The 11966-nt window shown below is 70.2% G+C and carries 8 protein-coding genes; 1 reads left to right on the top strand and 7 read right to left on the bottom strand.

Annotation, left to right across the window (positions count from 1 at the left end):
- Nucleotides 1-35 precede the first annotated feature (35 nt).
- The 7 genes from ACN9MP_RS05995 to ACN9MP_RS05965 form a co-directional block, all read right to left on the bottom strand.
- The gene (locus tag ACN9MP_RS05995) at nucleotides 36-1601 is read right to left on the bottom strand and encodes an APC family permease (protein WP_426324491.1); all 1566 of its coding nucleotides are present in this window, start codon (nucleotides 1599-1601) and stop codon (nucleotides 36-38) included.
- A gap of 9 nt (nucleotides 1602-1610) precedes the next feature.
- A complete protein-coding gene (locus ACN9MP_RS05990; protein ID WP_426324489.1) occupies nucleotides 1611-4496 on the bottom strand; it encodes an FtsK/SpoIIIE domain-containing protein in 2886 nt (961 codons plus the stop codon).
- A 66-nt stretch (nucleotides 4497-4562) separates the two neighbouring features.
- Nucleotides 4563-5387, bottom strand: a complete 825-nt coding sequence (locus ACN9MP_RS05985; protein WP_426324487.1) for a PP2C family protein-serine/threonine phosphatase — start codon at nucleotides 5385-5387, stop codon at nucleotides 4563-4565.
- 49 nt (nucleotides 5388-5436) lie between these two features.
- The gene (locus tag ACN9MP_RS05980; protein WP_426324484.1) at nucleotides 5437-7497 is read right to left on the bottom strand and encodes an ABC transporter ATP-binding protein; all 2061 of its coding nucleotides are present in this window, start codon (nucleotides 7495-7497) and stop codon (nucleotides 5437-5439) included.
- Complete coding sequence (locus ACN9MP_RS05975; RefSeq protein WP_426324482.1) at nucleotides 7494-9227, bottom strand: ABC transporter ATP-binding protein; 1734 nt, start codon at nucleotides 9225-9227, stop codon at nucleotides 7494-7496. The genes ACN9MP_RS05980 and ACN9MP_RS05975 overlap by 4 nt, the downstream gene beginning before the upstream one ends.
- Before the next feature lie 136 nt (nucleotides 9228-9363).
- Nucleotides 9364-10347, bottom strand: a complete 984-nt coding sequence (locus ACN9MP_RS05970) for an aldo/keto reductase (protein ID WP_426324480.1) — start codon at nucleotides 10345-10347, stop codon at nucleotides 9364-9366.
- 86 nt (nucleotides 10348-10433) lie between these two features.
- Nucleotides 10434-11279 (bottom strand): large exoprotein, encoded by an 846-nt coding sequence (locus ACN9MP_RS05965; protein WP_426324478.1) that lies wholly within the window; start codon nucleotides 11277-11279, stop codon nucleotides 10434-10436.
- Between the two features lie 187 nt (nucleotides 11280-11466).
- On the opposite strand from ACN9MP_RS05965, the gene ACN9MP_RS05960 reads away from it, so the two are divergent.
- Nucleotides 11467-11919: a DUF4282 domain-containing protein gene (locus ACN9MP_RS05960; RefSeq protein ID WP_426324476.1), complete on the top strand. Its 453-nt coding sequence runs from the start codon at nucleotides 11467-11469 to the stop codon at nucleotides 11917-11919.
- Nucleotides 11920-11966 lie beyond the last annotated feature (47 nt).

The raw sequence follows: 11966 nt of genomic DNA, 5'->3' as shown, positions 1-11966 counted from the left end.
GGGCTTCGCGGCCGTCGAGCCAGGCGCCGGCCGCCTCAGACCAGTCCGCCGTCGATGGACCGGGAGAAGTCGGCCGCGTCATCGGGGACGAGGACCTCCGTGTCACGGTTGAGGCTCTCGCCCCGGAAGAACGCCTTCGCCCGGGGGAACAGGAACCACAGGAGCATGAGCAGCACCCCGAGCGCGAGCGCCCCGATTCCGAGGACGAATGTGCCGCCGACGCCGAGCAGCACGGTGTACCCGTAGTCGACGTCGTACATGTCGATGGCGGACTGCACGAAGGCGTAGGTGAGCATCAGGGCGCCGAGGAGCGGCAGCAGGAACCGGTAGAAGAAGTTCCGCGCGCTGTCGAACAGCTCATGCCGGAAGTACCAGACGCACGCGTACCCGGTGATGGCGTAGTAGAACGCGATCGCGAGCCCGAGCGACAGGATCGAGTCCTGGAGGATGTTGTCGCTGATCAAAGTCATGCCGACGTAGTACACGATCGCGACGACACCCATGACGAGCGTGGAGAACGACGGGGTCCGATAGCGCGGGTGCACGCTGGCGAATCGCCGCGGGAGCGCCTTGTACGCGGCCATGGCGAGGGTGCCGCGGGCGGTCGGCAGGATCGTCGTCTGCGTCGATGAGATCGCCGAGATCATGACCGCGACCACCAGCACCCACCCGACCGGGCCGAGGAGTCCGTCCTTGATGGCCAGGAAGAAGTCGTCCGCGTTGACCTCGTTGCCGAGTCCCGTGCCGGTGTCGCCCAGTCCCGCATACATCATGGCGGCGACCGTGACGCCCACATAGGTGACCAGGAGGATGACGGTCGTGAGCAGGGCCGCGCGACCCGGGATGCGCTTCGGGTCCTTGGTCTCCTCGTTCAGGGCGAGACATGTGTCCCAGCCCCAGTAGATGAACAGCGCGAGCAGGATCGCCTCCACGAACCCGCCCCACTCGGTGAAAGCGAACGGGTTGAACCACGACCAGTCGAACGGGGTCGGGTCGGGAGCTGTGCCGGCGAAGAACTGCCACAGCGCGGCCACGACGAAGATCGCGAGAGCGAGGTACTGGATCGCCAGCAGCACATTCTGGATGCGCTCGCCGATCTCGACCCCGCGCCAGCTCACCCAGGTCATCGCCGCGATGAACACCACGCCGGTGGCGGTGACGAGGGGAACGTTGTCGGCGAGCAGCCCATCGTCCGGAGAGCCGATGATCCCGTCGACGAGCGCCCAGAAGTAGATTCCGGCGATCTGCGCGAGGTTGGCGAGCACGACCATGCCGGCGACGGCCACGCCCCAACCGCCCATCCAGCCGACCCAGGGACCGAACGCCTTGGTGCCCCACGTGAAGGTCGTGCCGCAGTCCGGCACGTCGTTGTTGAGCTCGCGGTAGGCGAACGCGATGAAGAGCATCGGGACGAAGGCGATGACGAACGCGATCGGCGCCTGTGCGCCGACCGCCAGAACGACGAACCCGAGGGTCGCCACGAGCGAGTAGACGGGAGCGGTGGAAGCGAGGCCGATGACGGTGGAACCCCACAGCCCCAGCGTGCCCGCGGCCAGGCCTTTGCCCTCAGGACGGTGCAGATCGATCGGGGATGTAGCCACAGGGCGACGCTAAGGTGTGGGTGATCGGCCGGTCAAGAAGCCGGACGGACGGTCGGACCGGACATCCTCGTCGGGAAGGACGATCCGAACGGGGTCCGCGCCGGCCGAGATGAGCCACGCCCGGGCCTTTCCCGGCTCGCAGTAGGGCGGCACCCCGCGGAACCCCGCGAGAACACGGAGTTCCGCCGCGCAGGAGGTGTCGACGACGAGGTCCTGGTCGCCGCGGACGTCGGCGAGCAGTCGCCAATGGCGCTGCCAATCGTCCGGTTCACCCGCGATCACGACGCGATCCGACGCCGAGGCCGGAGCCGCGACGTAATCGTCCACGCTCACCACCTCTGCGCCCCGGCCCTCCCACGCGGCGAGGGCACGGCGGCCGGCTGGTGAGCGACGCGCCACGACCCCGGTGAGGCGCCCCACGGGCACCCACGGCTCGTCGCTCCTCCACGACGTGCCGAGAACAGCCGGCCGGTGATTCGGCGGCGCCAGGGCGACCTGTACCGTCCGTCCGTCCAGGCGCCCGCGCCCGGGCGCAGCCGAGGGCTCGAAGGCGGCGGGATCGCCGCCCGCTGCGGCGTGGTCGATGCGACTGGGGTACGGCAGCACGAGCCGTCGCGGGAAGAGCTCCGCGACGCGCGCGACGGGCCCCGTCATCCGGTGCGCACCGGCCACCACGAGAACGCCCGCGCCTCCGGCCCGCCGCACCGTCTCTTCCAGGCGCTCGAGAACCGCCTGCGCGTACTCGGGCGGCAGACGCAGCGCGATCGCGTCGAGGTCGTCGACGATCACGGTGGCGCCGGGCGGCGGCGGCTCGTCGTGCAGTCTGGCGAACGCATCCCACATCGGTTCGGCCTCGGCGGGCACACGTACGATCGGTCCCTGTGCCTGGGATTCGATGACGTCGAGCGCGTTCGAGACTCCCGCCCCCGGCCCGCCGAGCACCAGGAGCCCCCGGTCGTCAGGGGTCACGACGCACACAGGCTGCCGCTGGCGTTCCGGCTCGTCGGCGAGGCCCAGCAACACCGTCCCCGTCGGCGGCGTATCGCGGTCCGCCGCCAGACGGTCGCGGAGCTCGTCGAGGCCGAGCTGCCCAGGCAGCGCCGGCAGCCAGGGGCGCACGGGCGCCCGGTGTCCGGCGTGCTGCCCCGCGGCGGCCACGTCGTCAGGTCCCGAGAGGGCGACGCGCACCTGCTGCGGCGTCACGTCACCGGCCCGGCGCACGAACGCGATCCCTCGGCCCGCTGCGCCTCCGGGCAGGTGCGCGGCGTCGTCCGTGCCGAGCAGCGCCCGGCTGTCGGACGGATCCGTCACGCGCAGGCTCACCCGGAGAGGGCAATTCGTCAGCAGGTTGTCGCGGATCACGCCCGCCGCGCGCTGGGTGCCGAGGATCAGGTGGATGCCGAGCGCCCTGCCCCTCGCTGCGATGTCGGCGAAGATCCCGTGCAACTCCGGATGGTCCGCGAGGAGGGCGGCGAACTCGTCGACGACCACCACCAGTCGCGGCATCCGAACCCGCGGATCGAGGATGTCGCGCGCCCCGGACGCCGCGATGGCGGCCTCGCGCCGCCGCAGCTCGGCGCGGAGACTGTCCATGGCCCGCCGCGCCCCCGAGCCGTCGAGGTCGGTGATGACACCGGCCACGTGGGGAACGCCGCCGAGCCCGTCGAAGGCGGTGCCGCCCTTGAAGTCGGCGAGGAGGAAGGTCACGTCGTCGGCGGAGCGTGTCGCGCACAGCGAGAGGATCCAGGTGATCAGCAGCTCGCTCTTGCCCGAACCGGTGACTCCCGCCACCACGGCGTGCGGGCCGTCGGTGACGAGATCCACGATCGCCACCTGCCCGCCCGCCACGCCGACAGCGGCGGGCAGGCCCGGCCCGGTCGCTGCGACCGCCTCCAGGAGCGGGGTCAGCCGGACAGGGTCGCCGTCGTCGCGCTGCAGGCCCAGACTGCGCTCGGCGCGGGCGGTCAGCTCCGCCACGATCTCGTCGGCCTGCGGACGGGCGAGGGCCTCGACCGACACCTGGATGACCTCTCCGGCATGCTCCAGTCGCGCCGTTCCGGGCGCCGCGACCGTCAGCACGGCCTGGCAGCGCGGCGGCAGCGGCTGGCCAGGCAGACAGCGGGCGATGACGATCTCCGCATCCGACGGAACGAGCTCCCCCGGGCCGGTGACGGCGAGCGCGGCGCCGGCCCGGGCCGCCCGATGCGGCAACCGCTCGGCCCACTCCGATCCGCGCCCGAGCGACCCGACAAGCCGCAGGTCGCCCGGGGCGAGCAGGAGGCACAGCTGCAGAACGAGCGCCCGCTGCACGGCCGACCCCAGCGTCTCGCCGCCGACGACGACGATCCCGGCGGCGAGCGGCACGGTGATGGGGGCGCCGGCCACCCGGGTCGCCCGACGGCGGAGGTCCGCGGCATCCGGGTCGCCGTCACCGCCGGTGATCCTCACGACACTGGGACGCTCCCCCTCGCCCACGACCAGTGACGCCGACCGTCCGCCGCGCCAGATGTCGCCGTCTCGAGCGACCAGTCGGGCCACGTCGGGATGCCGCGCCCACAGCTGCGCCCGCTCGCTGCGGTGACGGGTCGCCACCGCGGCCGACACGTCCTCGCGGGCGCGGCGGGCGTCTGCGGCCGCCCGCCTGGCGTCCTTCCGCGTCGCTCGCTGCGCGTCGATGACGGTGGCGGCCGCGATCAGCGGCCCGAGCAGCGCGAACCACAGCGACAGCATCGACCCCGTCACCAGCCACAGGGCCACCGCTCCCACCACCGGCACGATGGCCGCGACGATCGGGAAGGGCGCTCGGGCCGGCGGCGACCACGCCGCGGGGAGCGTGAGCGGCTCGTCGACGGGCGCGGCGACGGCGTCGTGAGGGGTGAGCAGGGTCGAGCGCATGCGCTCAGTCCACCGCGCGGAGCGGAACCTCAGCGCGAGATCACGCCCGTCTGTGGATATCCCGCGTCAGGCGTCGTCTGTGGAGGAGTCGTCGGAGGACGAGCCTTCACCGTCCGCATCGGACGCCGGATGACCGACGTCGAGCACGATGATCGTGATGTTGTCGCGGCCGCCGTTCTCCAGCGCCGCGTCCAGCATCGCCGCGGCAGCATCGGCGGGGTCGGCGTTCTCGTCGAGGAAGTGACGGATGCCGTAGTCGGTGAGCTCCTTCGTGAGCCCATCCGAGCAGATCACGAACCGGTCGCCCTGCACGACGTCGAGACGCACGTAGTCCGGCGTGACGCCGTCGCTCGGACCCACGGCGCGCGTGATGACGTTGCCGTACGGGTGGTTCTCTGCTTCTTCCGGGCTCAGCCGGCCGGCGGCGACGAGTTCCTGTACGACGGAGTGGTCGGTGGTGATCTGCACGATCGCCCCGTCGCGGAGCAGGTACACCCGCGAGTCGCCGATGTTGAGCGTGACCCAGTGCGCAGCGTCCCCCGACGTGTCGAGGAAGACGCCCGTCACCGTGGTGCCGGTGCCGTCGTCGGTCGCGTCCGGGTGAGACGCGATGTCTTTGACGGCGCGGGCGAGCGCCTTCTCGATCGTCTTCGGGGTGACGTGACCGCTGTCGGCCACGGCGCGCAGACGGTCGATCGTGCTGGCGCTCGCGATCTCGCCGCCCACGTGCCCGCCCATGCCGTCGGCGACCACGAACAGCGGGTACGCCGCGAAGACCGCGTCCTGGTTGACCTCGCGACGACGGCCGGTGTCGGTGACGGCGGCCCACGACAGCTCCAGCTCGCCACCGGGGACCGGAACGGCGAGGGACTGAGTGGATAGCTCGGGCACGCCCTGTCCTCACGGTCGGATTACGCCGGAGCCCTTCGCCCGCGCGTTCTCACATCCTAGTGGGCTCCTCGCCGACGTCTTCCGACTCCGCGAGCGCCTCCACCACGATCTGCCCCGTCGTCGGCGGCGGCGAGAGCCGCACCGTGGGCGCCTGGACGGCGTCCTCTTCCTCGAGCGCCCCCTCGAACTGGGCATTGTAGAGGCGCCAGTACGCGCCCTTCTTCGCCAGCAGCTCGGCGTGCGACCCCTGTTCCACGATCGCGCCGTTCTCCATCACGAGGATGAGGTCGGCATCCCGGATCGTCGACAGCCGGTGGGCGATCACGAAAGCGGTGCGATCCTCGCGGAGCCGCGACATCGCCCGCTGGATGAGCAGCTCGGTGCGGGTGTCGACCGATGATGTCGCCTCGTCGAGGATGAGGATCCGCGGGTCGGCGAGGAACGCACGGGCGATGGTGACGAGCTGCCGCTCCCCCACACTGAGGTTGGTCGCCTCATCGTCGAGCATCGTGTCGTAACCGTCGGGCAGCGCATGCACGAACCGGTCGACATAGGCGGCGGTGGCGGCGGCGACGATCTCCTCCTCCGAGGCGTCCGGCCGGCCGTAGGCGATGTTCTCCCGAATGGTGCCGGCGAACAGCCAGGTGTCCTGCAGAACCATTCCGGTGCGGGCGCGGAGGTCGTCGCGCGTCATGCGACGCGTGTCGACGCCGTCGAGGGAGATGCGTCCGGCGTCGACGTCGTAGAAGCGCATGACGAGGTTCACCAGGGTCGTCTTGCCGGCACCGGTCGGCCCGACGATGGCCACGGTGCTGCCCGGACGTGCCGCGAGGCTGAGCCCATCGATGAGCGGCTTGTCGGGGACGTAGCGGAACGACACGTTCTCGAACTCGAGGTTGCTCGCCGAGCCCGGCGCCGTCTGCGCCGGCTCGTCGTCGGGAGCCTGCTCCTCCTCGTCGAGCAGCTCGAACACGCGCTCGGCGCTCGCGACGCCGGACTGCAGCAGGTTCGCCATGGAGCCCAGCTGGCTGAGCGGCTGGGTGAACTGACGGGAGTACTGGATGAAGGCCTGCACGTCGCCGATCGACATGAGCCCCGCGGCCACTTGCAGGCCGCCCACCACTGCGATGGCCACGTAGACCAGGTTTCCGACGAACATCATGGCGGGCATGATCACGCCCGAGAGGAACTGCGCGCCGAAGCTCGTGCGGTAGAGCTCCTCGTTCTCGTCGCGGAAGTCCGCCTCGACCTCCTTCTGGTGGCCGAACACCTTCACGATGGAGTGCCCCGAGAACGTCTCTTCGACTCGGGCGTTGAGGATGCCCGTCGTCTTCCACTGCTGCACGAAGAGCTTCTGCGATCGCCGGGCGACCAGCACCGTGATGAGGAGCGTGAGCGGGATGGTGACGAGGGCGATCACCGCGAGGAGCGGGGAGATGATGAACATCATCGTCAGCACGCCGATCACCGTCAGGAGCGAGATCACCACCTGCGACAGCGTCTGCTGCATCGTCTGCCCGATGTTGTCGACGTCGTTGGTGACGCGGCTGAGCAGCTCGCCCCGCTGCACGCGATCGAAGTACGACAGCGGCAGGCGCTGCACCTTGTCCTCGACCTGCAGCCGCAGGCGGTGCATGGCCCGCTGGACGACGCCGTTGAGGATGCGCGCCTGCAGCCACCCGAAGATGCTCGCGAAGACGTAGACCGCGAGCACCAGCGAAAGCAGTCGCGCGAGCTGCTCGAAGTCGACGCCGGCGCCGGGCACGAAGTCCATGGCCGCGATCATGTTGGCCTGGTCCTGGTTGCCCGAGGCCGCCAGCTGATCGACCACCTGCTGCTTGGTCACCCCCGCGGGCACCTGCAGCGAGACGAATCCCGCGAACACGATGTTGGTGCCTTCGCCGAGCAGCTTCGGGCCGATCACCGAGAGGGTGACCGACAGGATGCTGAACACCAGCACGAGCATGAGCCTCGGCGTGTCGGACCGCAGCGTGGCAAGGAGCCGCTTGGCGCTCGGGCCGAAGTTCTGCGCCTTCTCGCCGCCTGAGACCTGGCCCATGGGCCCGCGCTGCATCGGCATCCGCGCTGGACCGCGCCCCGAGCCGCTCATGCCGCCGCCTCCGCCGCGAGCTGCGACTCGACGATCTCGCGGTAGGTCTCACAGGTGTCGACGAGCTCGTCGTGCGTGCCGATTCCCACGATGCGGCCGTGCTCGAGCACCACGATCTGGTCCGCGTGCTGGATCGTCGAGACGCGCTGCGCGACGACCAGCCGGGTGGCGTCGGGCAGATGCGTATCGAGCGCGCGGCGCAGCGCTGCATCCGTCCTCAGATCGAGGGCCGAGAAGGAGTCGTCGAAGATGTACGTCTCGGGGCGTTTCACGAGGGCACGCGCGATCGCCAGCCGCTGCCGCTGACCGCCCGAGACGTTCGTGCCGCCCTGCGCGATCTGGGCGTCGAGACCTTCGGGCATGGCACGCACGAAGTCCGCGGCCTGCGCGAGCTCGAGTGCGTTCCACAGGTTCTCATCGGTCGCGTCACGATCGCCGTAGCGGAGGTTCGACGCAATGCTGCCCGAGAAGAGGAACGCCCGCTGCGGCACCAGCCCGACACGCGTCCACAGCTCATCGGGGTCGTAGTCGCGAACGTCGACGCCGTCGACGCGGACGCTTCCGGCCGTCACGTCGAAGAGGCGCGGCACGAGGCTGACGAGTGTCGTCTTCCCCGCGCCGGTCGAGCCGATGATCGCGGTGGTCGTGCCGGGCTCGACGGTGAACGTGAGGTCGTGCAGCACGGCGTCTTCGGCGCCCGGGTAGGCGAAGTCGACATGGTCGAACTCGATGCGGCCGACCGGAGCGGGAGCGGATGCCGCGGCCGCCGGTGACGACACGGACGGGGCGGTGTCGAACACCTCGCCGATGCGGTTGGCGCACACCGCCGCGCGCGGGATCATGACGAACATGAAGGTCGCCATCATCACGCCCATGAGGATCTGCATGAGGTAGGTGAGAAAGGCGAACAGCGTTCCGATCTGGACGCCGCTGCTCTGCACCTGGGACGCGCCGAACCAGATCACGGCAACGCTCGAGAGATTCATGACCAGCATGACCGCGGGGAACATCAGCGCCATGAGGTTGCCCGCCCGCAGACCGGTCTGCATCACGTCGTCGCTCGCGGCCTCGAACCGTGCGCGCTCGTGACGCTCGCGCACGAACGCGCGCACCACCCGGATGCCGCTCAGCTGCTCCCGCATGATCTGGTTCACCCGGTCGATGCGCTTCTGCATCTGAGTGAACGCGGGCACCATCCGCCACACGATCAGCCCCACGATGATGAGCAGCACCGGGATCGCCACCGCCATCAGCCATGACAGCCCGACGTCCTGGCTGATCGCCATGATGACGCCGCCGATGGCGAGCATGGGTGCCGAGATCATCAGGGTCGCCGACACCTGGACGAGCATCTGCACCTGCTGCACGTCGTTGGTGTTGCGGGTGATGAGGGAGGGCGCTCCGAACTGCCCGACCTCGCGCTGCGAGAACGCCACCACCCGATGGAAGAGGTCGCCGCGCAGATCGCGGCCCATCCCCATCGCCAGTCGCGAGCCGAAGTACACCGCGATGATCGCGCAGACCACCTGCACCAGGCTCACGATCAGCATCACGCCGCCCGTGGACCAGATGTACGGGATGTCGCCGGTGACGACGCCGTTGTCGATGATGTCGGCGTTGAGCGTCGGCAGCCAGAGCGACGCGATCGACTGCGCCAGCTGGAAGACGACCACCGCGACGATGAGAGGCCACGCGGGACTGAGATACCGCACCAGGAGCTTTCCGAGCACGACGCCCTTTCCGGCGCGCGGCGTCGCCCGCTCTCACGGACCGCGCACGGAAAGCGAGGCTACGCCTGAGCGGCCCGCCTCGACAGTGCGCCGCGTACGCCGTGCGCGAACTGGCCGCGACGACGGTGGGGTGCGCTCAGGCGAGGGCCTCGGCGGGCGGGAAGAACTCGTCGATGGCCGCGAGATCCGCGGCCGTCGGCGTCCATGCCGTCGCCGCCGCGGCGTTCGCCTGCACCTGCTCGGGGGTCGTCGCGCCCGCGATCACACTCGAGATCGCGCGGTGCGAGAGCAACCAGCCGAACGTCGCTTCCACCATGGTGATCCCCCGCTCGTCGCAGAACGCCTGATACGCCTCGAGCTCGTCCCACGGGGCGTCGTCGTAGATGTGGCGGCGCTGCCGGATGATCCTCGTGTCGGCGGGTGCGTCATCCCGCGTGAACTTGCCCGTGAGAAGACCGTTGTGCAGCGGAAAGTAGGGAAAGAAGCCCAGGCCGAACCGCTCGACCGCCCCGAGTACGTCCTTCTCGGCCCCTCGCGCGAGCAGGCTGTACTGGTTCTGTGCCGACACGAACGGCACGCCGTGTCGTATGAGAGCGGTGAAATGGCCCTCGGCGATCTGCCATCCCGAGAAGTTCGAGTGGCCGATGTAGCGCACCTTGCCCTCGCGCACGAGATCGCCGAGCGCGTCGAGCGTCTCTTCGAGCGGGGTGTCGTCGTCGGGCACGTGCAGCTGGTAGAGGTCGATCCAGTCGGTCTGCAGACGGGTGAGGGATGCCTCGACGGCACGGCGCACGTACGAGCGCGAGCCCTTCGCGCCGGAGGGCGGGTAGCCCATGTCGCGGCCCGGGTGGCCGAACTTCGTCGCCAGCACGACACGGTCGCGACGCCCCGTGAGCGCCTCGCCCATCAGCGTCTCGGACTGGCCCGGATCGCCGCCGTACATGTCGGCGGTATCGAGGAAGGTCACCTCGGCGTCGATCGCGGCATCCAGCACGTCCCGTGTGCCGTTCCGCGTCTCGGTGCGCGTGCCCGGGCGGCCGAAGTTGTTGCAGCCGAGGCCGACGGCGGACACGAGAAGGCCGGACGCGCCGACACGGCGCAGCGGAACAGTCGAGGTCATGCGTCCACGTTAGCCGCGGCGACGGATGCCTCGCCCCGAGGCAGACGACAGCCCCTCGCCATCGGGGCGAGGGGCTGTCGAAGGCGTCACGGCCGGGGCGGCTCGGGTGCCGGCGGCTCCGCGGCCGGCGGCTCGGTCGCGGGCGGCTCGGTCGCCGGAGGGCGGTTGACCGGAGGCTGCTCGGCGGCCGGCGGAGCCACGGGAGGCTGCTCGGCGGCCGGCGGGCCGGCCGGCGCCGCGCCGGGCGCGGCCGCGGGCGACGGCGTGTAGCCGGCGGGCGGCGCGGGCGGCGGCGTGTAGCCGGCGGGCGGAGCGGGCGGCGCCGCGTAACCTGCCGGGGGCTCGTAGGCCGCCGGTGCGCCGTAGCCGGCCGCGGTCGCCGGGTAGCCCGGTGCCTGGCCCTGAGTGGCCGCCGCCTGGTCGGGCTGCACGGGAACGCCCTGCCACACCGTCGTGTCCTTGAGGAACGAGTTGCGCCACGGTGACGGCGCGATGTTCGGGTTCCAGCGGGAGCTGTCGAACGCGAGGATGCCGAGCCAGATCAGCGTGCCGACACCGGGGATCAGCCACAGCAGCAGCAGCGGCCAATCCTTGCCGAGCTTGGCCTGAATCCGCCAGCCGGACAGCACCCATGCGGCGAGGCCGACGAGGCTGAGGATCCAGCCGATGACCGGGATCTGCCCGAGGAAGCCGGCGACGAGCATCGCACCGAGCATCACCCACGGCGACAGGTCGCCGAGCTTTGCCGCCACCATCGAGTTGTAGACGGGCACCCATGCGCGCCAGCGACCCTGCACGCCCGCCTTGTCGAACACCTTCATGAGGAACCACGAGCCGATGACATAACCGGCGATCGCGAACAGGAAGATGATTGGGCCGATGAGCAGCCAGAACGCGATGAGCGCCCCTGCCCCGCCGTCGTTGTAGTCCATGTGGAGCGACCTCCGAGAGAGTCGATTCGAGACGCGCCGCGGCGCGCCCAACGAAGCCCCTGCTCCGTTGGACACATGCTAGCGAGGCTCTCAGCCAACTGTCAGCATTGGCGCGGCAACCGGGGGGATGGCCTCCTCGGGGCGTGGGTGGATAGCCTGAGCACAACTCCCGACCGGAAGGGCCGCCATGACAGACCAGACTCCGCCCGCGCAGACGCCTCCGCCCCTGCCTCCCCAGTCGGCCGCCGACGCCGCGCGGGCGTCCGATCCGGACGACACCGGCGTGCCGACGGTCCGCGGGGAGGTCTCCGACGTGGGCAAGGGCTTCTTCGCCGCCCTTTTCGATCTCTCGTTCCGCACGTTCATCACGCGCCGCCTCGCGAGCGTGTTCTATCTCGTGGGACTCATCGCCATCGGCATCGGGTTCATCGTCTACTTCGTGGGCGGCATCCTGAGCGCCATCTCGGTCATGTGGTTGAACGTCGGCGCCGGCATCAGCGGCCTCGTCGCGACGATCATCGTCGTTCCGGTGATCACGTTCCTCGCGATCATCCTGCTGAGGTTCGTGATTGAAGCCGTCGTCGCTCTCATCGCGATCGCCGAGAACACCGAGCGCACCGCCGAGCACATGCGGCGCTGACGCAACGCGCGGAAAGCGGGTCCCGCGGTCGCCTCCGCCTCCGGATG

Origin of the sequence: Microbacterium sp. E-13 (assembly GCF_049912955.1) — a bacterium.
Lineage (GTDB): Bacteria > Actinomycetota > Actinomycetes > Actinomycetales > Microbacteriaceae > Microbacterium.
The sequence above is the reverse complement of the archived record's forward strand: the minus strand, read 5'-3'. Positions and strand labels throughout refer to the sequence as shown.

What these genes read in the sequence shown, in the direction of transcription:
- ACN9MP_RS05990 (WP_426324489.1), bottom strand. Translation starts at nt 4,496, where the DNA reads ATGCGCTCGACCCTGCTCACCCCTCACGACGCCGTCGCCGCGCCCGTC.
- ACN9MP_RS05980 (WP_426324484.1), bottom strand. Translation starts at nt 7,497, where the DNA reads ATGAGCGGCTCGGGGCGCGGTCCAGCGCGGATGCCGATGCAGCGCGGG.
- ACN9MP_RS05970 (WP_426324480.1), bottom strand. Translation starts at nt 10,347, where the DNA reads ATGACCTCGACTGTTCCGCTGCGCCGTGTCGGCGCGTCCGGCCTTCTC.
- ACN9MP_RS05965 (WP_426324478.1), bottom strand. Translation starts at nt 11,279, where the DNA reads ATGGACTACAACGACGGCGGGGCAGGGGCGCTCATCGCGTTCTGGCTG.
- ACN9MP_RS05960 (WP_426324476.1), top strand. Translation starts at nt 11,467, where the DNA reads ATGACAGACCAGACTCCGCCCGCGCAGACGCCTCCGCCCCTGCCTCCC.